20 protein-coding genes, 1 tRNA gene and 1 pseudogene are annotated in these 22,592 nt (G+C 53.2%); 5 read left to right on the forward strand and 17 right to left on the reverse strand.

Annotated features, from left to right (window positions below):
• Window positions 1-162 precede the first annotated feature (162 nt).
• From OGM81_05780 to OGM81_05860, 17 genes and pseudogenes are all read right to left on the reverse strand, one after another.
• The gene (locus tag OGM81_05780; protein ID UYJ44638.1) at window positions 163-1,059 is read right to left on the reverse strand and encodes a winged helix-turn-helix transcriptional regulator; all 897 of its coding nucleotides are present in this window, start codon (window positions 1,057-1,059) and stop codon (window positions 163-165) included.
• Between the two features lie 2 nt (window positions 1,060-1,061).
• The gene (locus tag OGM81_05785) at window positions 1,062-1,847 is read right to left on the reverse strand and encodes a hypothetical protein (GenBank protein UYJ44639.1); all 786 of its coding nucleotides are present in this window, start codon (window positions 1,845-1,847) and stop codon (window positions 1,062-1,064) included.
• A 57-nt stretch (window positions 1,848-1,904) separates the two neighbouring features.
• Window positions 1,905-2,495, reverse strand: a complete 591-nt coding sequence (locus tag OGM81_05790; GenBank protein ID UYJ44640.1) for a Fic family protein — start codon at window positions 2,493-2,495, stop codon at window positions 1,905-1,907.
• Between the two features lie 6 nt (window positions 2,496-2,501).
• Window positions 2,502-2,678, reverse strand: coding sequence for an antitoxin VbhA family protein (locus OGM81_05795; protein UYJ44641.1), 177 nt, complete (start codon window positions 2,676-2,678; stop codon window positions 2,502-2,504).
• An 83-nt stretch (window positions 2,679-2,761) separates the two neighbouring features.
• Window positions 2,762-3,052 carry a hypothetical protein gene (locus OGM81_05800; GenBank protein UYJ44642.1) on the reverse strand — a complete coding sequence of 97 codons (291 nt, stop codon included), beginning with the start codon at window positions 3,050-3,052 and terminating at the stop codon, window positions 2,762-2,764.
• Window positions 2,992-3,132 carry a hypothetical protein gene (locus OGM81_05805; protein ID UYJ44643.1) on the reverse strand — a complete coding sequence of 47 codons (141 nt, stop codon included), beginning with the start codon at window positions 3,130-3,132 and terminating at the stop codon, window positions 2,992-2,994. The genes OGM81_05800 and OGM81_05805 overlap by 61 nt, the downstream gene beginning before the upstream one ends.
• Window positions 3,133-3,169: 37 nt before the next feature.
• Window positions 3,170-4,288 (reverse strand): annotated as a pseudogene (locus tag OGM81_05810) (recombinase family protein).
• A gap of 185 nt (window positions 4,289-4,473) precedes the next feature.
• A complete protein-coding gene (locus OGM81_05815; protein UYJ44644.1) occupies window positions 4,474-6,828 on the reverse strand; it encodes an ABC transporter permease in 2,355 nt (784 codons plus the stop codon).
• Window positions 6,825-7,508, reverse strand: a complete 684-nt coding sequence (locus OGM81_05820; GenBank protein ID UYJ44645.1) for an ABC transporter ATP-binding protein — start codon at window positions 7,506-7,508, stop codon at window positions 6,825-6,827. Before OGM81_05820 ends, OGM81_05815 begins: the two co-directional genes overlap by 4 nt.
• Before the next feature lie 101 nt (window positions 7,509-7,609).
• The gene (locus tag OGM81_05825) at window positions 7,610-8,647 is read right to left on the reverse strand and encodes a HAMP domain-containing histidine kinase (protein ID UYJ44646.1); all 1,038 of its coding nucleotides are present in this window, start codon (window positions 8,645-8,647) and stop codon (window positions 7,610-7,612) included.
• Window positions 8,648-8,656: 9 nt separating this feature from the next.
• Window positions 8,657-9,337: a response regulator transcription factor gene (locus OGM81_05830; GenBank protein ID UYJ44647.1), complete on the reverse strand. Its 681-nt coding sequence runs from the start codon at window positions 9,335-9,337 to the stop codon at window positions 8,657-8,659.
• 337 nt (window positions 9,338-9,674) lie between these two features.
• Window positions 9,675-9,751 (reverse strand) — tRNA-Arg (locus tag OGM81_05835).
• A 594-nt stretch (window positions 9,752-10,345) separates the two neighbouring features.
• On the reverse strand, window positions 10,346-11,227 hold the full coding sequence (locus tag OGM81_05840; GenBank protein UYJ44648.1) for an ABC transporter permease: 882 nt from the start codon (window positions 11,225-11,227) through the stop codon (window positions 10,346-10,348).
• On the reverse strand, window positions 11,214-12,605 hold the full coding sequence (locus OGM81_05845; protein UYJ44649.1) for a biotin/lipoyl-binding protein: 1,392 nt from the start codon (window positions 12,603-12,605) through the stop codon (window positions 11,214-11,216). Before OGM81_05845 ends, OGM81_05840 begins: the two co-directional genes overlap by 14 nt.
• A 24-nt stretch (window positions 12,606-12,629) precedes the next feature.
• Window positions 12,630-13,466, reverse strand: a complete 837-nt coding sequence (locus OGM81_05850) for a carbohydrate ABC transporter permease (protein UYJ44650.1) — start codon at window positions 13,464-13,466, stop codon at window positions 12,630-12,632.
• On the reverse strand, window positions 13,448-14,290 hold the full coding sequence (locus OGM81_05855) for a sugar ABC transporter permease (GenBank protein UYJ44651.1): 843 nt from the start codon (window positions 14,288-14,290) through the stop codon (window positions 13,448-13,450). The genes OGM81_05850 and OGM81_05855 overlap by 19 nt, the downstream gene beginning before the upstream one ends.
• Window positions 14,291-14,347: 57 nt before the next feature.
• Window positions 14,348-16,612 (reverse strand): hypothetical protein, encoded by a 2,265-nt coding sequence (locus OGM81_05860; GenBank protein UYJ44652.1) that lies wholly within the window; start codon window positions 16,610-16,612, stop codon window positions 14,348-14,350.
• A 138-nt stretch (window positions 16,613-16,750) separates the two neighbouring features.
• Here OGM81_05860 and OGM81_05865 point away from each other — a divergent pair, with 138 nt between their 5' ends.
• The 5 genes from OGM81_05865 (at window position 16,751) to OGM81_05885 (ending at window position 22,578) form a co-directional block, all read left to right on the forward strand.
• Entirely contained in the window at window positions 16,751-17,428 is a 678-nt protein-coding gene (locus tag OGM81_05865; GenBank protein UYJ44653.1) for a response regulator transcription factor, read from the forward strand.
• Complete coding sequence (locus OGM81_05870) at window positions 17,422-18,711, forward strand: HAMP domain-containing histidine kinase (GenBank protein UYJ44654.1); 1,290 nt, start codon at window positions 17,422-17,424, stop codon at window positions 18,709-18,711. Before OGM81_05865 ends, OGM81_05870 begins: the two co-directional genes overlap by 7 nt.
• Before the next feature lie 1,083 nt (window positions 18,712-19,794).
• A complete protein-coding gene (locus OGM81_05875) occupies window positions 19,795-20,979 on the forward strand; it encodes a helicase RepA family protein (protein ID UYJ44655.1) in 1,185 nt (394 codons plus the stop codon).
• Window positions 20,976-21,245, forward strand: coding sequence for a hypothetical protein (locus OGM81_05880; GenBank protein UYJ44656.1), 270 nt, complete (start codon window positions 20,976-20,978; stop codon window positions 21,243-21,245). The genes OGM81_05875 and OGM81_05880 overlap by 4 nt, the downstream gene beginning before the upstream one ends.
• A complete protein-coding gene (locus OGM81_05885) occupies window positions 21,232-22,578 on the forward strand; it encodes a relaxase/mobilization nuclease domain-containing protein (protein UYJ44657.1) in 1,347 nt (448 codons plus the stop codon). Before OGM81_05880 ends, OGM81_05885 begins: the two co-directional genes overlap by 14 nt.
• Window positions 22,579-22,592 lie beyond the last annotated feature (14 nt).

The raw sequence follows: 22,592 nt of genomic DNA on the forward strand, positions 1-22,592 counted from the left end.
TCTGAGAGTCACTACATTCACCACCTTTTTATAGATTGCGTTATAAATTAACGAATCCTGCGGTGCCTATTATGTGCCAAATTGTAGCTGAGCAGTTTTGTGAAGCGGATAGGCATTGATTGGTATTTCATTACTGTATGTTCCGAAATGCAATCACTGTACTCATGTTTTCAGCCGATATTTACGCGCACGTCCGGCGCCTTCTGCAACAACAGCCTCTTGTTCAATCAATTCTGCCAAATACATTTTCGTGCGGGAAACCTGTAGTCCAACCGCCTCGGCGATTTCTTTGCTTGCCGCTTCAGGAGTGTCTGTCAGGTACTGTAAAATGTCCGCTTTGCGATGTTCAGCAATGCCGCCACGTTTTACCGCCACTTTTTTACCGCCACTTTTTACCGCCATTTTTGCGGCGGAAAGCGGTAGTGTCAGCGTTGTCCGATCCGGATTAAACGCTTCTACAATCTCTGGCACCTGCCACCCCTGCTTTTGCCAAACGGAGCGAATACTTGGCAATCCGCTTCCTGCACGCTCGCCAACATTTATCAGGTTGAACATTTTAATGAGCGACTCGTTTCGCGGGTCGGATACACCACCGACAAGAGCCTCCTGCACATTGATACGGAAAGCGCCCGGATTGGCGATACGAATTTTATCCGGCCATTTTTGAATCACCAGACCGCGCCGGTCATAGTAGTCGGCATGAATCAAGGCGTTTGCTAAAGCCTCGCGCAAAGCCTTATGCAGAGGGGTGTCATCAATGCGGTCAGCACCATTCAGTTTGAACGGAACTTTTATGTCCTGCGCAATGCGGTTATAAACGCGGAAATAAAAGTCACAGATATTACCACTCCAATCGCCTGAACTGGACACGATTCTGTCCGTCCAGCGCTCATCTTCTGTGGAACTGCGATCATGTTCCTGATAGTCCAGAAAATAATGCGGAAATTCCCGCACGATTTCGTATTCATGTCCGAACATCAATAATCCCGCTGCAGTAGGGCGCAGTTTACCGTCCGTATCTCGTGCCATAGCGCCGATGCGATGCAGAAAATCCTCCACAGCTACTTTTTTTCTTTAAAGTCTTTCGTAACAGTGTTCATTTGAACAGGTATTCCAAAGTGATTTGCCACATGAGAAATCAAAACGCTGTCGATATTATTTCTCAGGCGAAGGCTTTCAGCATCTGATAAAGAAAAAACATATTTCTTATCAAATGTGCCTTTGCTATGAATTGTTGTTATAACCATTTCATATTCGTCGGCCTTCCAAAAGAAATGGTCGTTTAATGCGATTTTTGCTAAAGCATATTCAGGCAGTGCACGTACCGCGCCATCGACAATAGGCAAGGTTGCATTTGGTTGAGAAAATATTGGCATCGTTGCACACACAACCGGATATAAAATGTTATTGGATACTTCATCCATATTAGCGCATTTATCCACAAATTCTACAAATGCAGGTGCCAATGTATCCGCTTCTACTTTAAAGGGATGTGCAGTTTCAAAAGAAGTTTCAAAATTTCCTGCAACTCTGCGACAAATAGGAGAAGGAAAGGTTGACCATATCAGAGAAAGAGTTTCATTATCTGACTGACGGATAACCTTAGCTGTAATTTCCTTGATTGTTGTCGACTTGTTCTTTACCTCATAGACACCTCCAAGGGAAATGTACGATCCGCTCCTGTTGTGAAATAGTGTAATCATACCAGAAGGCAAGAAATCAACTTTTAGCTTTTTAATAAAATGATTATAAATGTATTTTATAAGTGGAATGATTAATGCAATTGTAGACAGTGCAATTGCAATCAGTTCATATACTGTTATTGGTTGTGTCCAATTTATATTCATATACGCGTCTTCCTTGTTTTGACATTGAAAAAGTATATTTTCCAAATTCTATACTCATTAGACAACCATCTCATCAAACAGAACCTTCAAAAAATCATCCACGCCGCCTGCAGCCTGAATTGTGGCAATCATTAAATCATCCGGGTCAACACGGGCAAAATCAATGACATATCCCGCATGGCGGGCAAGCTGCGAAAGAAAAACACGCTGGGTTCTGCCGTTGCCCTCTCGGAAGGGGTGAAGCTCATTCGTTCGTTCATAAAAGTCTACTATGGCAGAAATGAAGTGCGCTCTGTCTAAGCCGACAAGAAAATTCTGCTTTTTTAATCTGGCAAAGATGGCTTTCGCTGTGCTTTCAATTTGCGCAGCGGGGCAAAACTGCGTGCCTTTCTTTGAAATATCCACCGTTCGCGGCTTGCCCGACCATTCGTATAAATCTTCAAACAAAAAGCGATGAATCGCACAGTAATGCGCAAAATCGAAACTTCCGGCTAAAGGTTTTTCTTCCCATAAAGCAACCTTGGCCGGAACGATCGTACCTTCCACGGCATCCAAGTCGGACTGATTTTGAATGCCAAGTATATTTATTAACACCACAGTGCCCGGATAGCACCCATCCTGCAAAGAATCCACTGCATAGTTTGCCATAGCATTTTACCCTCGCTGCGCCCTGCGGCGTGCCAGAATTTCAGCAGCCAAGGTGCGGGCATCTACTTTGCCGTCCATCAGGCGGCGGCAGTCGGCACGGGTCTGTTCGGTGACTTCATACCCCTCGATGCGCGAAGAAGCCAAAGCATTTTCCAATGCCTGTTCACGAGTAATTGGTGCCATATACAAAACCGCCTTTCGCTTTTTCATCAATTATATACGATAAGGCAACCAAATGCAATTTTTCTTGCAAAACTTCTTACCGCTTATTCCATAACCACCTGCATCAGCTTATCGTAGCTATCCACCACATTGTAGACGACGCTGTCGTTGCTGATGGCGGCAAAGTGAGCCTTGGCGCATTGGACCTTTAGGCCCTCAACGCCGCGCAGCTCATTGCGGTCAAGCAGGGTCGTGCCTTTGGTTTCGGCAATAAAATAGATATGCTTGACCGTTCCCTCGTGGAAGGCAATCGCCCAGTCCGGGTTGTACTTGCCTACCGGCGTGCTGATGAAAAGTTGCCGGGCAGCTTGACATACACGGCAATTTTGTCGCAAACATCCAGCTCGTGGGCAAAGCGGCGCTCGTTATCGGAATCGTAAATCACATAATTGTACAGACTGCGGTCGGCGGGCATGGCGTTTACGCCCTGTCTGCCGTGCAGGTTTGCCAGCATTCTGGATACCCGATTCCGCATCCCGAAGCTGCTTCTCATAAAGAGGAATATTGGTGTTTTCCTTATTTTGCAGTCCCATCACCTTGGCGATGATAGATTCCATGGCGGCATCGTCTTTGACAAGCTGCATCGTCTGGTTGACTACCAAATCTTTCAGCCACTGTTTACGGACAGTCTTTTTCTTGCAGCCCTTGTGCTTTTTGGCAGTAGCACATTTATAATAGCGGTGAACTTCACCCGTCCGGCTCGTGCCGCTTTCGCCAAACATCAACGCCCCACAGTAGCCGCAGAACAGCTGGGTGGTGAGCAGGTAGTCATCCTCTGCCTTTCTACGGGCAGGGGCTTTCTTGTTTTTCAACATATTCTCCTGCACATCCTCAAACAGTTCCAGTGGAATGATGGGCGGGATAGCATCCGGCACGACCACATCCCGGAATTTCAGTTCTCCGATGTACCGCCGGTTTTTGAGCATATGTTCAACACTATTATAAGTAAATGCACCGCCCACCGGGTTCTTGATGCCGTTTTCGTTCAGCCAATCACGGATCTCCTTCATAGTGGAGCCTTCATTGTATTTCCTGAACGATTCCAGCACAAAAGGTGAGGTGAGAGGGTCAATATGGAACTTCCGCTCAGAATCCAGCGTGTAGCCAAAAGTTCTACGTCCACCGTTGCAGCGGCCTTTCAGGATGTTCTCGGTCTGTCCACGCACGACCTTCTCGGCAAGGTCTGCCGAATAATACTCGGCATAACCTTCCAGCACCGATTCCAGAATGATGCCCTCCGGCCCCTCGGAGATGATCTCGGTGGCAGACATGAGCTTGACACCGTTATTCTTTAACTGAGTCTTGTACCGGGCACTGTCGTAGCGGTTTCGGGCAAAGCGGTCCAGTTTCCAGACCAGCACGATGTCAAACAGCTTCTTGTCACTGTCCTTGATTATCTGCTGGAACTCCGGGCGGTTGTCCGTCTTGGCAGAGATGGCACGGTCAATGTAGTGCTTGACGATGGTGATGCCATTCTTTTCGGCATAAGCCGTACATTCCCGAATCTGACCTTCGATGGATTCTTCGCGCTGGTTATCCGATGAATAGCGGGCATAGATCACAGCGGTCATGGCAGGCACCCCACTTTACACATCATTAAACGGCGAAAGGTTCTTTCAAAATGTAGTTTCGTATAATAATTTTACAACGGTTTGCAATGGGAAAATCAGCGAACAGCATTTAATTCTTTTCGTAAATCAGATACCCACCGACCTATGGTTTTCGCCATAAGCTGGTGGGCATCTGTTGTTCTGGCTTATAATTCACTGATGGTTGCAGTAATGGGCTGCATGAGGATTCGCCTGACCGGGTTATATACTGCCAGCACCACAGCCGCCAGCACGACTACGACAATCACGGCAAGACACCCCCACGGCACCTGCCACGCTGCACCGAAATAATGGGTGATGAGCAGGATATACAGCTTCCGATTCAGCACAAGACCCAGCGCAATGCCCACCACAAGACCGGACACCGCATAGGTGCCAGCTTCGGCAGAGATCATGCGTTTCAGCTGTGCATCATCCATCCCGATGGCACGCAGGATGCCATACTGCTTCATTCGTGCCGACACGCTCATGGAAATGCTGTTGATGATGTTCAGAATGGTGATTCCTGCAATCACGATGAGAAACGCATAGACCACCAGATGGAACGCCCAGTAGGTGCTTTGTATCATCCGATTTCCTTCGATTCGGTTGGAAAAAACAACCTGCTTGTTTAACGTGTCGCTCAGCAGGGTGTGTATTTGTGCAATGGCTGCGTCTGCTGTGGTATCTTTTAGTTGAATATCGATCACCGCATAGCGGTTTTGCCCGGTCAGCTGATGGAAGGTTTCTTCGGTGCAGATAACAATCGGGGAATCGGTACTACTGAACGGGCTGTCGTTCAATACACCCACGACTGTGAGCTTTGCATCCTCCAGCTGAATGGTATCACCCACAGTCAGAGAGTTGCTTTTGTCGAATACCGTCAGCACAGGGTATGTGCCATCCTCCGGCTCCTGCGGAAGGGTTCCGCTGATCAGGTCTTTTTTCGCCCAGCCAAACTGTATCGTATCGTATGAAATCAGGTCGATGGACCCCTGTTTTCCCTGATATTCCGCCGGGAACGGGCAATACATCCGCCCGAATGCGTGTTTGACTTCCGGCAGAGCTTCCAGCTGCTCCACCAGCACCGGGTCAAGGACATTTTGCCCGGATGTTTCACCCACCGATAAGTCCGGCGCGTAGGGCTGCAACGGATTCAGCGCAAATCCAACCCATCGAAGCAAAACCGAAAAGCTCAAAAACAGGAGAATGCTCAACGCAAAGGAACCTGTCATCAAAAGCAGATTCTTTTTGGACGAGGTTGCATGGCTCACGCCCAAAGAAAGCTCTGCACGACTTCCAAACAACCGAGCATGACACGGAGAAGCCGCTGCATTTTCCACCGCATTCCCAGTTGCTGCTGTGATTGGAGAAGCTTTTGCCGCCCGCCGTGCCGGAGAAGATGCCGCGAACCAAACCGTGACTAGTCCCAATACCATTCCGCAAACAATGCCGACCGGGCTTATTCCGAACACCGGCAAAGAGCTGAATTCATCGCCGACAAATCCACGCAGAAAGGCACACAATCCCCATGTGGAAACGATTCCCAGCACACACCCTGCTGGAACAGCAGTTTTACACCAGAAAAGAGCTTCCAGCCGGACAAGCGTCCGAACCTGATTTTTTCCTGCCCCAAGACAACGCAGCATTCCATAATAGCTGGTACGCTGAGCTACATTGCTGTTGATGCTGCCTGTGATCATAAAAATTCCGGCAAGGACGACCATGCCAGCCAACACAGCCGCCACCGTATATAAGCCTACAATATAATCGTTGTTGCTGCTTGCGTTCAACGCCATCAGGTAAGCGTTTTCGGAGATTTTTTCTTCTGGAATGCCGTACTCTTTTTCGACATTTTCAATAGACTGCCGCAAATTGGTGCGTGGCTTGAACTGGATGTAATACTGTGTTTCAAAGGATTCTTCTACCTGTGCAGTGATCTGAGAAAATGTACTGCGGTTCATCACCAGAACAACAGCATCGTACTGGTTCGCCTCGGAGGTATCTTCATTAAAACCTGCGACAGTAAGTGAAATGGTCTGTCCATCCGGGAGCGTCAGCGGAATCGCTGTACCGACCGTAACATCCAGCCAATCCCGGATGTTTGCTGTCACGAGCACTTCGCCATCCGCCGGGGCAGTGCTACACTGCATTCCCGGAAAGATTTGAAGGATTGCATCATCTGCTCCTACCAGTGCGGCACGTTTATCTCCGGCAAAGTAGTTTTCCGTAAGGGAAGCGTTGATGTCGCTATACGCTGAAAATGCAGCAACATCCTCCTGTGCGGCAAGCTCTGCGGCTGTTTCAGGGGAGATGTCCTTTACCATGATATGCCAGTTTCCGTTTTTGTTCAGCTGGTTTGAGGTTTCCATCCGAATCGCCATATCTGCCATACTGAACACCACCGTAACCAGAAACACCGCAAGGACGATGCACAAAATCGTCATGCGGTTCTGCCGTCTGCGTACCTTGGCAGAAATCGGGATCAGGCTCAGATAGCTTTTCATTTCTGTGCTGCTCATTCCCGGCACCTCCCAAAATCGGTCAGGCAGCCGTCCGATACCTGCAGCACCCGGTCTGCCGTCTGCGCAATGCTGCGGTTGTGGGTGATCATCAGGATGGTCTGCTCGTATTTCCGGGATGTTTCTTTTAGCAGGGCAATGACCTCGCTGGTGTTCTGGGTGTCCAGATTGCCGGTCGGCTCATCCGCCAAAATCAGTGAAGGGCGGGTCATCAGGGCGCGGCCGATGGCTACCCGTTGCTGCTGCCCACCGGAAAGCTGGCTTGGCAGATGCTTCCGACGGTCTTTCAGATTCAGCACGGTCAGCAGTTCTTCCAGATATGCCCTGTCCGGCTTTTGGTAGTCCAGCAGCACCGGGAACAGGATGTTCTGTTCTACGGTCAGTTCCGGGATAAGGTTGAATGCCTGAAAGATAAAACCGATATTGCGGCGGCGGAAGATCGTCAGCTCCCGGTCTTTCATGGCAAAAACATCCTTGCCATCAATCAGCACCTTGCCGGAAGTCGGCGTATCCAGTCCGCCGATCAGATTGAGCAGGGTGCTTTTGCCGGAGCCGGATTCGCCAACGACCGCCACATATTCGCCTTTCGGCACGGAAAAGCTGACATCTTTCAGCGCATGGACAGCAGTTTCTCCGCTGCCGTAGGTCTTGCAGAGATGGTTGACTTCTAATAGTTCCATAGTGTATCCCTCACTTTGCAGGTTCCTTCGATTCAGACGGATTATCTCTGTCTGTGCAGAAAAGGATAACACGTCAACCTTACTGCAAGCCTACACTCAGCCTACAATTTTGTAGGAATCGGAAAATTCAGAGTAAAGGTCGTGCCCTTTCCCAGCTCACTGTCTACTTCAATGGTGCCGTGATGGGCTTCCACAACAGCTTTTGTCAGCGGCAGACCCAGCCCGATGCCCTGTGTATCCTGTGAAAAGCGGCTGCGATAAAACCGTTTGAAGATATGGTACAAATCTTCCGGGTGGATGCCGCTGCCGTTGTCGCGCACTTTGATCTGAACCATGGACGGCAGTGCATTCCACTCTACCTGAATCGTATCTCCGCTCTTTGTGTGGTCAAGGGCATTCTTTACAAGATTGTCCACAGCTTCCTGCATCCAGTCACGGTCGCACCAAAGTGTAACCGCCTCTGAGCCGGACAGAACAAGCTTTTTCTGTTCCTGCTCTGCACGATAGTTATACTGCCGCGCGATGTCCTGCACCATTTCAGCAACATTTTCGTTTTTCTTCTCCAATACGACCGAACCGGCATCCAGCCGGGTGATTTTGAGCAGATTCTGCACCAGCGTTTCGATGCGGTCCAACTCTTGTTCGGACAGGTCTGCAAACTCTTTGACTTCCGACGGCGAAACAGCTTCGTCCTGAAGCAGACCATTGTAGATATTCAACGCCGCCAGCGGTGTTTTGAGCTGGTGCGAAATATCTGCAATGGTATTTTTCAAAAAATGCTTCTCCCGCTGCTCGTTGTCTGCGTGTGCGCTCAGAACTGCCGCCAATGCATTAACGGAGTGAAACAGACGGTAAAGTTCTCCCTCCCGGTCGCAGTCCAGTCGTGCATCCGGGTTGCCATCCAGACAGCTTTGGATTTGCTGGACTGCCTGTTCCAGAAGTGCGCTCTGCCTTTGAAAATAGCAGAAAAGAATGCCCCAGAGGCAGCCGCCCAGCAGCAGAAAAACAAACAGTGACCCGAAAGAGAATGCGTGCGTTGTATGCCATGCAACGCCCTGCGTGAGAGCCAATGCCACTGCCCAGACCGCCAGCACGGCTTGGAATAAATTCCGGATCTCCCGGTTTGCGAATACTTTCATACGGCACCTTTACCCATTCCATTTATAGCCCATCCCGCGGACAGTCAGCAGCATCTGCGGTTTGCCGGGGTCGTCCTCGATCTTCATCCGCAGCCGCCGGATGTACACCGTTAAGGCACTGCTGTCAATGTAATCTCCATCGCAGTCCCACAGTGCATCCAGAATTTGTTCCTTGGATAGCACGGCATTCGGATGCTGCATAAAGAAACAGAGCAGCTTGTACTCTGCGCCGGTCAGTTCCAGCAAGATTCCGTTTTTGTACGCCTGCCCCTGCAACAGCCGGACGGTGATACTGCCCGATTCCAGTACGGGTTCTCCTGCGCTGAACGCATTTGCACGGCGAAGCAGTGCATTGACCCGCGACAACAGGACACCCAGCTTGAACGGCTTGGTCAGGTAATCATCCCCGCCCATATCCAGTCCCATGATGATATTCATTTCCTCATCCGAAGCAGTCAGGAACAGAATCGGCACATTGGATGTGCGCCGCACCTTCTGGCAGAAATCGAAGCCAGAGCCATCCGGCAGGGAAACATCCAGCACCAGCAGGTCATATTTTCTGTCTGACCACAGCACCTCGGCTTCTGCCAGCGTCCGGGCGGTATCCAGTGCAAAGCCCTGCTTCTTGAATGCAAAGGTCAGCCCACTGATCAGGCTCAAATCATCTTCCAAAAGGAACAGTTTTCTCATGATTCCCTCTCTTTTCCGCGTTTTGTGTGTCCTACAAGTTCAAAAGCATTATAAGTTTTTTCTGCGAACATTACAATGTGCGAAACGGAAATTGTTTTTTGCCGTGTGTTAAATATAAGTCCTACTATCACCGCTTTACTGCGTAAAGTACATTGCAATGCGATTTTTAAGTGTGCCCGAAGGGATTCGCCAAGCCACGCCCTAGAAACGCCCCACCGGGGCGTTTCTGCCCCGCGGGACGCAAAGCGCGGGGCACGGGCTGTTCGAATCCGCTCTTTTACTGCTCCATAAAATCCATGCAAAACAAAAAGAGCAGCACCCCATAAGGTGCTGCTCTTGGTGCGACCGGGAGGATTCGAACCTCTGGCCTTCCGGGTCGGAGCCGAACGCTCTATCCAGCTGAGCTACGATCGCTTATATATGAAAAACGCCGTTACAGCGTATTTCAATCTTGTAAAGTGGTCAATTTCCAATAGTGGTCAATTCGTGGTCTGACTACCGTTGACCACCGCGTTTTTGCAAGTGCAAACAACGCTGTATCGCACAGAAACGAACCTAAAACCTACCTTGTCGCAGTAGTCGGAGAACTACGACAAGCCCGTACAGACCAACGTTGAAGCGTGAATTTTGTTGGTTCTGCACAGTTGCGTCCAAAGCAAGAAAACGCCTGTTGGTGGTTGTCACAACGGGCTTTTCGGTGTTTTACGGTGCGTCTGCACAGTAGTAGTCAAATGGTGGTCAAAGAATGTAAAATAAAACGCAATAGAGTACCACTATTCCCGGTATATGACCCTTGCTTTAGCATCTTGCTGTTTTCCTATATAAACCCGTTCATTATGTTCAATTCCAAAAATGCTTGTGCATTTAATTGTCATGTTCATGCAAAAATATCCCAAAGAGTTTGTCCAACTTTCCCAACGATTTCTATAGACATCCTCAGCGAAATATATATCGAAAGCAAGTTTCTTCATCATCAATCTGTGGCTTATTCTGCTTGCAAATTTTAAATTACTTCATATTTCCATTGCAAGTATCCATAATTTTCGTCCATAAAGTGGGCCAAAAGCTGAAATCACTCCAGCGGCCGGGGATAAGCCAGCCGGGCAGGGTTTGCAGAAAATGGGGTACCGCCCACGCAAATGCCAGTGCTAAAGCAAACAGGGCTGCCCCGTGCAAGACACCGGGCAGGGCACAAATAAAGCGCAGCAACAGCACGACCAAAGCCAGTCCGACAATCAGGGCAGGCAGGGCACACGCTGCTTGAGCCAGCCATGCCTTTTGGGGGCCGTAAGTGATGGCGGTGATCTTTCCGGCACCGGTTGCTGCGGCCCACTGTTCGGCGTCCGTTTTGGGGGTGTCGGGCGAAAGACCCCGCAGCGCCGCGTGGGTAAAGCCGCTTTGCGCCGGATAAAGAAGCGTTTTGCTTTTACTTTTAAACACGCCGGAAATGAAATACTCGGTACGGTCCAGTGCAACAGTCAAGCCCATAATATCATAGCTGCCAAACAGTGTCCACGCCAGCGTCGAAGAAATCGCGCACTGCTGTCCTACGACACCGGGTGCTGTGCCCTGAAGATATTCCACAGGCAGACAGTCCTGCGCTGTACCGTCAAAGCCGATACAGGTCACATCTTCCGCTGTGCGGTCAGAATCTGCCGAGACCGCTGCTGCTTTCTCGCTCCAAAAGCTGGCAGTAACGGCTTGAGTGTTGGCATTACTTTTTTCCCATTCCCGTGCAGCGGCAAGCTGCCCGGCTGTAAGCGGGGAAGACAGGGTCACCGTCACGGTTGGGTTCTGCTGTACAATATGCGCTGCGCGGGTCTGCAAAAGCAGCTGCAAAACTACCAGCAATACTGCCGCAACCGCCCAACCTCTTTTACGATGCATCATGGATCTTCACCCGGTCCCCGGCCTGCACGGCCCGCGTACTGCTGACAATGACCTGTGTATCGGCGTCCAGCGCACCACTGACGGCGGCGGTGGTATCGCCCGTTTCCACCACCGTGACAGGCAGCGATACTACGATATTCTGCTGACCCAAGATTGTGGCTTTTTGTTCGATAGCCAGCACATAGCAGCCGGTATTATCTTTATGTACCGCGCTGGCCGGCAGCACACAGGGCCGCTTTTCACCCTGCACCGTGGCCGATGCGTTGGCAGCACCGGCACACCATGCCCCTTTGGACAAGGTGCATTTTGCTGTAACGGTGCCGTTTTCATCCGGGGCCGAAAGGCTCTGCACGGCGGCATCACAGCTTGCGCGGCTCTGGCTCAGGTGCAGTACAGTGCCAACTGAAACAAGGTTGGCTTGAGATTCTTCCAAAGGAATTTCGGCGGTAAAATCGGCATCTGCAGCCAGCTGGCCGCCCACGGCAGGGGAGGGCTGCCCAACCACGAGATCCAGCGACACAAGGGTGCCATCACTGGGGGCAGTCAGTGTGCCGCCCGCCTGCTGCACGGCAAGCAAGGCATCCAGTTCGGCCTGCAGGGTTTCGGCATCAGAGGCCGTTACAGCAGCAGCGGCGCGGTCCAGTGCGTTCTGTTTTTCCGTGGTTTCCTGCTCTTTCTCCAGCGTGTGCAGTGCGGTGTTGCGGTTATCCTCGGCACTTTGGGCGGCGGAAAGTGCCGCATTGTTGGCATCTTCGGCGGCTTTTTGGGCGCTGTACAGGGCATCCTCCGCAGCTTCCAGGGCAGCGGCGGCGTTTTCTACGGCGGCCTGTTTTTCAGCGTCGTCCGCATAGCCGGCATTGCGGGCTTTTTCCAGAGCGGCAGCAGCTTCGTCCCGCTTGGTCTGGGCACGGGAAACGCTCTCTTCACCATCGGCGTAGATTCTGTGTGTTTCCTCGTAGGCACGTTCTAATTGCTGCTGGGCGAGCTGGGCGGCGTAGGGGTCGGCGGTGTCTCCCGCCGTCTGTTGTGCGGCCTGGGTCCGGGCCTGCTGCAACGCGGCCCGCTTGGCGTTTACGGCGCGGTCCACTTCAGCGGCATCAAACACGGCCAGCGTGTCCCCGGCCTTGACGGTCTGCCCCGCCTGCACGGGTACTGCCATGACCAGCAGACCCGCGGGCACTGTAAAAGGGGTGCCGCCCGCAAAGCTGACCGTGGCCGTAGTGCGCACGCTTTTTGTCACATTGCCGGAGGACGGCCTCTGCACCGTCACGCTGGCCATGGCTGCCCCTGCTGTACCGCGGGCCAGCAGTGTCAGCACCAGCAGCAGTGCAAAAAAGCGGACAATCCACCCAAGCCGCTGGCGCTGGCGTGGGTCCATCCCGGTAAGCAGTTCGATAGGTCCTCATCCTTTCACGGCTCCGGCCAGAATCCCCTGTTCCAGATACTTTTGGCCGAAAGCAAAAATCAGTACGGCGGGCAGCAATGCAAACAGGCTGGCCGCCATGGTCAGTGCCAGGTCGCGGGTAGTATCGGTCAGATAGAGTGACAGCGACCAAAGCGACTGTGTTTTTAAAAAGGTCATAGGCTGTTCCAGCGCATTCCAGGCATCCAGAAAGCTCATGGTCAGCGCAGCCAGGATACCGGGCAGCCCCACTGGCAGGCCGATTCGCGCAAACTGCTGCCACGGGGTCGCGCCATCTATAGCGGCAGCTTCCAGCAGCGGCAGAGGAACAGCGTCAAACCCGCGCTGCATCACAAATACGGGAAATGTGCTGAATGCCCCCGGCAGAATGACCGCCCAGACAGTATCCATCAGTCCCAGGTGGTTTATCGTCAGATAGGCAGGCACCATAGTGACCTGGAACGGCAGCAACATTAAAATAAGGTACAGCCCCCGCACGGCCCCGCGCCCGCGAAATTTCAAGCGGGAGAGTGCCCATGCGGCGGGAGCACCCACGACCAATTGACCAGCCAACTGCGGAAATGTCTGCAGGCAGGTGTTCCAATAGGTGGTAAAGTATTCCGGTGTGTCCAGCAGCAGCTTGACAGCAGGTTCCAGCGTAGGGTAGCTGGGCAGCAGGGTCCACGCAGCCTGCCCGCTGCCGGAAAGCGCCGGGCCGATGGTCGCTGCCAGCTCCTCCGAGCCGGTCAGCGTGCCCATCAAAAGGAACCATAGCGGGAACCATACGAGCAGGACGAATGGGAAAAGCAGAATTTTTTTTAGAGCCGTTTTATGCATACCGCGATCACCGCCCCCAGCGCCCCTGCCATCAGGATTGCTGCGGCGCTCAGCCTTGGCAGATCCAGTGCCAGGAACCAGTTGTTGAACAAATGCTGCAATAAATAGATGCTTTTTTCCGGGTAGGCCCCGGCCACCAGATAGGCTTCGCGGAAAACTTTAAAGGTGTTCAGCAGACTCAGCACCAGCGTGACGGCCAGTGTGGGCAGCAGGTTGGGCAGGGTAATGGCTGTAAACTGCCGCCACCCACTGGCACCATCCACGGCAGCGGCCTCGTACAAGTCTGTGGAGATGCTGTCCAGCCCGCTGGACCAAAGGATGCTGTCATAGCCGATGTTTTTCCACAGATAAGTACCGATCAGCACCCAGAACGCAGCATCCGTGCCCATAAAGTCACAATGGGTGCCAAAAGTTCCGTTCACAAGGCCGTTTTGGGCAAACAATACTTTCCAGAGCAGTGCAAGGCTTGCCACCGGCAAAGCCATGGGCAGCAAAAAGGTTGTGCGGCAGACCTCGGCCCAGGAGGTATTTTTTAAGCCTTTCGCCCGTAGCGCCAAAGCCAGTGCCAGACTGAGCGCCAGCAGCAGCGGAACGCATACTCCGATAAACCGCACCGTATTTTCCACCGCCAGTCGGAACGCATCGTTGCCCAGTACCGCCGTATAGTTGGCAAGGCCCACAAAGTGTCGCCCCATCGTGTCGGTCACGCTGCGGCGCACCGTCTCCACAAAGGGGGCCAGCACAAACAGGGTGACACCGCACAGGCTGGGGGCCAGAAACAGCCAGGGCGTAGGGTCCGGGTGTTTGTTTTGTCTTTTCTGCATACAATTTTTTCCTGCAAAGCGATGCGCGGGGCAGCATGGCCGCTCCGCGCACCGATGTTACTTTTGTTCTGCCAGATACAGCGCCAGATCACTCTGCACACCCGCCACAGCGGCGGCCACGTCCTCGCTGCCGTCAATGATGGCCTGGGCATGGTTTATAAAGTTCTGCTGCAGCATCACCGGGAACAATACAGGTGTGGTGCAGTTGGCGTAGAAGGCATCCAGGTCGCCGACATACGCGCCGGTCACTTTACCCGTTTTTGCGCCGCTTACCGTCGCTTTGACGGCATCGAGTTTTTCCCGCAGGCAGTCCGCCCGCACCGTTGTACCATCGGAGCAATACTGGCTTTGCACATCGGTGCCGAAGAACGCAGCGGCCAGCCCCTTTGCGGCATCCGGATTTTTGCTGTTGGCATTCACGCCCACCAGTACCTGCGGGTTATAGGCACCCTGCGTCAGGCCGGGCATCGGGATCATATCCACGGGAACGGCCTCGGCATCCGCATCAAAAATATCGTTGGTGCGCGCCATTGCAATGACGGCGTAGGGGGTGGCAACATCCATCCAGCCGAATTTGGCGCGGCTGCAGGTGCTGTACTCGTCCTGCTGTGCATCGATGGTGACAATGTCCGAGTTGTCGTAGCTCTGGGAAGATACACCGTCCATCTCGGTGTTGATATAGTCAGCCATGCCATAGTAGTCGGCAGTTGTTTTCACAAAGGTAAATATCTTGGTCAGGGCGTCTGCATCCAGTGCGCCGTCGTGCAGCAGGGCATTGGCACTGGAAGGCAGGAGCAGCTTCGCGAAGTCAACGCCGCTGGCCAGCGCCAGAGCATACTTCTGGTCATCGGGCAGAGCCGTGTAATATTCATCGCTGAACTGCTCGGTGTCGGGGCGGGGTGCAGCGGCCAGCACGGCGTCCTGCAGGTCGTTCAGGTCGGTCAGGCCGTCCAGCGTGCCCGCGTCACCACAGAGTGCCGGGACGATGAACCGCGCAGGCAGCACATAGGCCCTGCCATCGGTCATAAACGGATCGATGATATTGCTCTGCAGCGCATCCAGCGGCACGGTGTCACTCATGTCAGCCAGCATTCCCTTATTGATATAGGTCGTGTAGTCGACACGATCCAGAAGCAGCACATCAGGCCCTTCCCCGGCCAGCAGTTCGGTGTTCAGCTGGGTCAGCGCATCGTTGATGGCGGCGCTGACATCATCGGTGTCGGTCTGCACGGCGGTTTCAAAGGTAACGTCCACCTCGGGATTGGCTTTTTTGTAGGCGTTCACGGCCAGCCGCGCCGTGGCGGAATCCGCCAATGACCAGACGGTCAGCGTTGTGTCGGCATGGGTGGGCAGCGTTTCGTCATAGTGATAGAAATAGAGATCGCCGTTTCCGCCGCTGTCGCCAAAGAGCAGGACCATAAAGTCCTCCGCCGCCGTGCGCAGCAGAGAGAGCGGATAGTTGCTGGAAATGCTCATCGCTGTGCCCTCGGCAGGGACGACCTGCTCCGGCAGGGTGCCGCCGGGGGCCAGGCGGTAGATGCCGTCCGTGCAGGCGTAATAAGCCGCGCCGTCTGCGTCGCCGGTCAGCGCTTGAGAACTGGTCGCATTGGGGACCGGGTTCAGCAGTTCGGTGCTTGCGCCGGTGGCGGGGTCCAGGGCGTTCAGGATAATATCGCCGGTATTATTGTCAAAGCTCAGGTAAACAAGCTGGTTGCCGACTGTCGTGAGGGAGTTGAGGCTGTACGCCAGATCCTGCGGCAGTGCGGCGGTCGTAACACTGCCGTCAGTCAGGCTGACCTGCACAAAATCCACGGTGTCGCCGTTGGAGACAAAATCCAGCTTATCCCCCTGAAATACAGCTGTGTTGGGGTTGATGCCCTGCTTTACCGTGTCATCCTCTACAACGGTTTTGGTTCCGTCAGGTGCCTGCAGAACCAGCCCGGCATTCTCCCCGTCATAGGTGATAAGCGCCTGCTCACCGTCCGGCGCAACGAGGATCCACGTGACCATCGCATCGCCCACGTCAAACGCTGCAGGTTCTGATGTCCAGTTGGTTCCGTCAGTGCTGGTGCGGCGGGTGTAGTCTTCGATGCTGTCCTCCCCCACCTTGCCGGTGTACAGAACAACCGTTCCGTCCGCCAGCTGCGTCGGGTAAGAGATGAGCGGCTCACCGCCAAGGTCAACGCGGCTCTCGACCCAGCGGCCCATCTGGGTATCGGTGGTGTCTGCAGCGGTCAGGCTGGGAGTGGTGTCCTGCCTGGCGCAGCCTGCCAGACTCAAAATAAATGCCGTGCATAATCCGGCACTGATGATTCGTTTCATAAGTATGTGCCCTCCTTCATCGGGTGTAGCACCAGTATACCGCCCGAATCTTGAATTGTCCTTGAAAAAAGCTGCGGCTTTTCAAGACTGTTTCAAGGTTTGGGGTGTATACTAGAAAGGGAAAAGGAGAATTATGCCATGCGGATTTTATTGATCGAAGATGACCGCGCCCTTTGCACGGCGCTGCTGCCTGCCCTGCAAGCTGCGGGCTATACTGTAGATACCTGCCACGACGGCGCAGACGGCAAAGCCCTTTTGTGCGGCGGCGCATACGATGTCTGTGTACTGGACCGGATGCTGCCCGGGCTGGACGGTCTTAGCCTGCTGCGGGCCGCCCGCGCCAAGGGATGTACCACCCCGGTGTTAATGCTGACGGCCCTGTCCGGCATCAATGACCGGGTGGACGGCCTGGATGCCGGTGCAGACGATTACCTGGGCAAGCCCTTTGACACGCGGGAGCTTCTGGCCCGGCTGCGGGCACTAACCCGCCGCCCCGGCACCACTGCCGAATCTGCCATACGCTGCGGTGACGTGACGCTGGATGCCGCCCAACTGACCCTGAGCGGGCCAAAGGCCGCTGCGGCCCTGACCAAGAGGGAGGCCGATCTTTTAGAGGTACTGCTGCGCACACCGGGGCAGCTGCAGACCCGTGCGGTGCTTTTGGCGCGGGTTTGGGGACCACTGGCCGAAGTTGAGGACGCTAATCTGGACTGTTACATCCATTTTGTGCGGCGGCGGCTGAAAGCCGTAGGCAGTGCGGTAACGATCACCACCGTGCGCGGTAGCGGCTATAAGGCGGAGGTACAGCCATGCTGACTGCACTGCGCCGCCGTTTGACCCTGCTGATGACGGCGCTGACCTCGTTGGTGCTGGCAGGTGCGCTGGTCGTGACATGGAATTATGCCGCCGCCCAGTACAGGACCGCCGCGGAGACGCTGCTCACGCAGAACTTTTCTGCCATCGTTGACCGGCTGGACAGCGCCGACAGCGTAAGTGACGCTTGGCTGGCTGACCAGGAGCACAACAGCGGCTGCCTTTTGTTTTTGTGGGACAACGGTGCCGCGCTGCATTTTGCGGGCACCACGGGCAGCGCCGATGCCCGCAATGCGGTTGAACCTCTGTTAGAAGAAGGTTTTTCCCCCCTGCTGGACACAAGTCTGCATGCCAGCAGCGGTGCCGTGCAGCGGCAAAGCGCGGTGTTCACGCTGAACGAATACCGCTGCCACGCAGCCTTGCTGCCGCGCGGCACAGCAGGCAGTTATCTGCTTGTGGCCGCTTTACAGGATATGGGCTTTGTACACCGTCATGCGGTCCAGACAGTTGTGCAGTATGGTGCGATCTGGTTCACTGGCACACTGCTGCTGGCGATCATCAGCTGGCGGCTGACCGGCAAAGCGCTGGCTCCGACGGCATTGGCCATGCGGCGGCAGAAGGAGTTCATCGCCGCAGCCGGGCACGAACTGCGCAGCCCGCTGGCCGTAGTAAAAGCAAGCCTGGACGCTGCGTGCCGCACTCCTGTGACTGAACGCGCCACCCTTTTGCGGAATGCCGAGCAGGAGACGGACCGTATGGCGCGGCTGGTGGAGGATCTGCTGGTGCTGGCCAACGGCGACTTGGATGCCTTGCCGGCCCATCTGCACCCCATCGCACCGGATAACCTCTGCCTAGAAGTATACGATGCGTTTTTCCCGTTGGCGCAGCAGCGCCAACACCCGTTAAGTCTGACCCTGCCGGAGGACAGCGTTCCTTCCATAGAGGCGGACCCGGACCGTGTAAAGCAGCTGCTGGCAATCCTGCTCAACAATGCGTTTGACCACACCCCCGCGGGCACCCCCGTGGAACTGTGCTTGACATACTGTGGGGAAAAAATCACCCTGGCCGTGCAAGACCACGGCCCCGGCATACCGGATGCCGAAAAAGCTCGGGTCTTTGACCGTTTTTACAGCGCTGATCCCAGCCGCACCGACAAGCACAATTTTGGCCTTGGTCTAAGCGTAGCCAAGGAACTAGCCCGGCTGCATCATGCAGACTTGACCGTGACCGACACCCCTGGCGGCGGGGCAAAATTTGCGGTGACTTTTGCGGCAAGGATATCTTAATGCTTGATTGACATCCATAACCGAAAGATGCATCAGCGAACCCTGCTGATGACTATGTACAATACATTAGACGGTGAGCAAACTCTCTAATGAAATCCATCATAGGTGGATTGTCGCCTTGAATTGTGAATGTCGTGTAAACAATTAGCACTTACTGTTGACCGACTGCTAATCTGTGGCGTATACTAGACTTACAGATTTATTCTGTACCAGCACCTTTACAACTGAATACACAGCATAACAGGTACTTTACTTTCCCGGTGGGGCGCACAGCAAGGTCAAGGCAGACCCTAACCCACGGCTGGGAGAGAACATAATGATACTCCAGATGCCCCACAGCTTCAGATGGGGTGACCGCGCAGGGGTTGTGATCAGTAAGATCCCTGCAGAGTCAGTGTACGGTCGTCGTCAGCGGCTTGCCTGTTATGTTCCCATGTCTGGGGGCGAGCGGCAAATTAGACATTTTTTCTCAGCATTTATTTTGATGTACACGGTTTCTTTTATTTATTTTTATTATTTACATAACCGTGTAACTAACGCTAACATGCGTATTATTTGATTTTTAATGAATTCACATCAAAATTTGCGGGGAAAGTGTACCCTCACGCCCGGATAGAACAGAGAAAATATAGAAAGAGCCCGGAGGGCCTTACCAAATCGGTAAGGCCCTCCGGGCTCTTTTTTCTCCCCGGAAAGTGTATTCAAGAGGGTTACATGAAACAACAATGCAAATTAAGAAAGAGGGTGTATGTATATGACAAAATCAAATCCAGAAGATTGTGCAAAATATATACGCGGGCCGCCGGAGTGAATCCGTTCTGATTCACTTTTTGAGGGAAGAACTGAAAAGTGAATCATATCTGATTCACTCTCGCACCTCGCCCAAATGCGGCCCACGTGGAGGAGAATCCCCGCATCGCACACGGATCGCGAGGTCACCTACAAAACCGCCGTTTGGCACGTTTGTGGGGCTGTGGGGCGGCATAGCCGTACAGCTTACTACAAGAGAGTAAAACTTACTACACACAAAATCACGATAATATGAGATAATGTATATATCTTGAAATTGAAAGGATGTTGCAAATGACTTTTACAAAACTTCCGAAAGCAATCTCCGCAGAAGAACTCCTCTCCACGCCGCTGCCGCCTGTTAAATGGATTATTCCCGGTCTGCTCCCGGCAGGACTGGCACTGTTTGCTGGCCCCAGTAAAGCTGGCAAAAGTTGGCTGGCCTTGTGGCTGTGTTTACAGATTGCGCAGGGAAATCCCGTTTGGAATCGAGAAATAGAGCCACGCACCGTGATTTATTTCTCGTTGGAAGATACATTCAACCGCTTGCAAAACCGCATCTTTCAGCTTATCGACGGTGGAGACGCCCCGGAACGACTGATTCTCCAAACAGAATGTCCGAGTATCGGGCAGGGCTTAGAAGAACAAATCGATTCTCTTATCTATACATACTCTGACGTAGGCATGATTGTCATCGATACACTTCAAAAAGTGCGTGTGAGCGATGGAAACGGAGGAATGTATGCAAATGACTATAAGGAGGCCGGTGCATTGAAGAAGCTCGCTGACAAGTATGGTATCTGCATTTTGTTAATTCATCACTTGCGCAAGCAGAGTGCGGCTGACCCGTTTGACCAGATTTCCGGCTCCACTGGTCTTATGGGCGTAGCCGATACAAGCTGGGTCATGCAGAGAAAACGCATGAGCCAGACCGCTGACATTCTGCTCACCGGGCGCGATATGGACGATAGGACGCTGCATTTGCGGGAAGATAACTGCATTTGGACACTTGAAGATGAAGAAACCGCAGAGGAACGAGAAATCAGGGTTGTGCCGGATTACTTGTGGAAAGCAGCGGAGTACATCGAAAGTGTGGGAAACTGGCAGGGAACGGCCTCCGAGTTGCTTGCAGCGGCAGGTATTGAAAATGCCAAACCGAACCAGTTCACCTACAACATGGCAAAGTATTTCGATAAAGTGTTCGAGCCGAAAGGTATTCACTATAAAACTCATCGAAAAAACAAGGTTCGTCTTTTGAGCTTCTACGGTGACGATGGTGACGGTGGTGACGATGATATTGACATAACTCAATTATCGGGGTGGGGTATCCCAGAAAGACCGTCACCATCGTCACCATCGTCACCATCGTCACTCGGAGCGCTTGAGAGGAGCAAGCATGGGCGAAGTGTTGCCACAGGGCAACCCGCCGAAAAGCCTACGGGGACAGCCCCGAACCCCTGTGAGGCTGCTGGCGCATGAGAAAGCGCAGCGTTGGGATCAATGTCCGCGTCAGCGTGACCGAAAAGAAAAAGGTGACGATGTTGGCTAGAAAATGTGGTCTGTCGCTCTCGGAATACTTACGCCAGCGGGCGCTGGGATATGAACCGGGCGGGCATCCGCCCAAGGAGGTATTTGATGTGTTGGATAAGATTGATGAAATAGCAGAAAGCTGTTCTGTGCGAGATGGCGCGGCCATCAACGCCCAGACCGACCGTATGAGGGATTTGCTGATTGGCGGTAACTAAGATTTGGACGATCAAGGACAGCTTACAGCGCGTCCTTGACTATGCAGCCAATCCGGACAAGACCGAGTACGATGCCCTTGCCCAGACTCTCCACTATGCGGAGAATGATGCCAAGACCAAGCTGAATGAGAGCGCCCAGCTCGTCACCGGCATTCATTGCAGGGCAAATCATGCGTGGGAAGATATGCGGGCCGTACAGGAACGCTTTGGTAAAACAGACGGCGTGGTGGCGCTCCACGCCTACCAGAGTTTCCGCGAAGGAGAGGTTGCCCCGGAGCAATGCCATGAGATTGGCGTGGCGCTGGCACGCAAGGTCTGGGGCAAGCGCTTTCAGGTGCTGGTCGCCACTCACATGAATACGGATAACCTGCACAACCACTTCGTTATCAATTCCGTATCGTATGTGGACGGGAAGAAATACGAGCAGCGCCGCAGTCAATATGCGGAATTTAGAGAAACTTCAGACAAGCTGTGCCGGGAGTACGGCTTGTCGGTGGTGGAGCAGCCCAAGGCAAAGGAACCGGCACGGTACGCCCGAATGCGGGAGGCCATCGACCAAGCCTGTGAGGATGCCAGTACCGCCGAGGACTTCCACAGGGCTTTGTACCGGCAGGGGTACATTTTCGGTAGTGACCCAAACCGAAAGTACGCAACCATCCGGGCACGGGATGGTGGTCGAGCCGTGCGGCTTTATCGGCTGGGAGAAGAATACGATTTACCTGGCATAGATGACAGGCTTCGCGGAAATTACCTGCTGTATGGATCAAGGTTGTATGAGCTGAAACACCCACCCCGGCAATATACGCCGAAACGGTATCGCCCCAAGGATACCTATGCAGGAAAAGGCATTCTAGAAATTTTCCTTGATGTGTTCTTTGGTGAATCCCAGATGCACCGCTTGTATCTGTACTACTGTTATCAGCTGGGTATCCTGCCCAAGAAACAGCAACCGCGTATCAACCGCCCGGAGTTGGAGCGCATTTGGAAAGATACCGAGAAAATCCTTGCAGAACACGCCTTTGTTTACGACCACAAGTTTCCCTCTTTGCAGGCAATCGTGGACTATCGCAAGAGTTTGTCCCAGCAGATGGAAACCCTTGCCGCGCAGCGGGCGGAAATCGCCAAGCAGATGCGCCGGAAAGATGCCCCGCCGGAACTGGCAGACCGCCGTACAATGCTTACCTGTAAGATTGCGGAACTCCGCAAAGAGGATAAAATTGCAGAGGGAGCAATCAAGCGTATTCAACGCACACGCGAATCCAACCGCATAGACCAAGAAAACCGAAATCAACATACAAACAATAGAAACCGCTGCCGAAACCGTTCTTGGTAGCGTTGACAAGGAGG

It is taken from the genome of Oscillospiraceae bacterium (assembly GCA_025758045.1).
GTDB lineage: Bacteria > Bacillota > Clostridia > Oscillospirales > Ruminococcaceae > Gemmiger.

Coding starts and splice junctions, on each gene's coding strand:
- OGM81_05785 (UYJ44639.1), bottom strand. CDS start 1,847: ATGAATATAAATTGGACACAACCAATAACAGTATATGAACTGATTGCA.
- OGM81_05790 (UYJ44640.1), bottom strand. CDS start 2,495: ATGGCAAACTATGCAGTGGATTCTTTGCAGGATGGGTGCTATCCGGGC.
- OGM81_05795 (UYJ44641.1), bottom strand. CDS start 2,678: ATGGCACCAATTACTCGTGAACAGGCATTGGAAAATGCTTTGGCTTCT.
- OGM81_05805 (UYJ44643.1), bottom strand. CDS start 3,132: ATGCCCGCCGACCGCAGTCTGTACAATTATGTGATTTACGATTCCGAT.
- OGM81_05815 (UYJ44644.1), bottom strand. CDS start 6,828: ATGAGCAGCACAGAAATGAAAAGCTATCTGAGCCTGATCCCGATTTCT.
- OGM81_05820 (UYJ44645.1), bottom strand. CDS start 7,508: ATGGAACTATTAGAAGTCAACCATCTCTGCAAGACCTACGGCAGCGGA.
- OGM81_05825 (UYJ44646.1), bottom strand. CDS start 8,647: ATGAAAGTATTCGCAAACCGGGAGATCCGGAATTTATTCCAAGCCGTG.
- OGM81_05830 (UYJ44647.1), bottom strand. CDS start 9,337: ATGAGAAAACTGTTCCTTTTGGAAGATGATTTGAGCCTGATCAGTGGG.
- OGM81_05840 (UYJ44648.1), bottom strand. CDS start 11,227: ATGATGCATCGTAAAAGAGGTTGGGCGGTTGCGGCAGTATTGCTGGTA.
- OGM81_05845 (UYJ44649.1), bottom strand. CDS start 12,605: ATGGACCCACGCCAGCGCCAGCGGCTTGGGTGGATTGTCCGCTTTTTT.
- OGM81_05850 (UYJ44650.1), bottom strand. CDS start 13,466: ATGCATAAAACGGCTCTAAAAAAAATTCTGCTTTTCCCATTCGTCCTG.
- OGM81_05855 (UYJ44651.1), bottom strand. CDS start 14,290: ATGCAGAAAAGACAAAACAAACACCCGGACCCTACGCCCTGGCTGTTT.
- OGM81_05860 (UYJ44652.1), bottom strand. CDS start 16,612: ATGAAACGAATCATCAGTGCCGGATTATGCACGGCATTTATTTTGAGT.
- OGM81_05865 (UYJ44653.1), top strand. CDS start 16,751: ATGCGGATTTTATTGATCGAAGATGACCGCGCCCTTTGCACGGCGCTG.
- OGM81_05870 (UYJ44654.1), top strand. CDS start 17,422: ATGCTGACTGCACTGCGCCGCCGTTTGACCCTGCTGATGACGGCGCTG.
- OGM81_05875 (UYJ44655.1), top strand. CDS start 19,795: ATGACTTTTACAAAACTTCCGAAAGCAATCTCCGCAGAAGAACTCCTC.
- OGM81_05880 (UYJ44656.1), top strand. CDS start 20,976: ATGAGAAAGCGCAGCGTTGGGATCAATGTCCGCGTCAGCGTGACCGAA.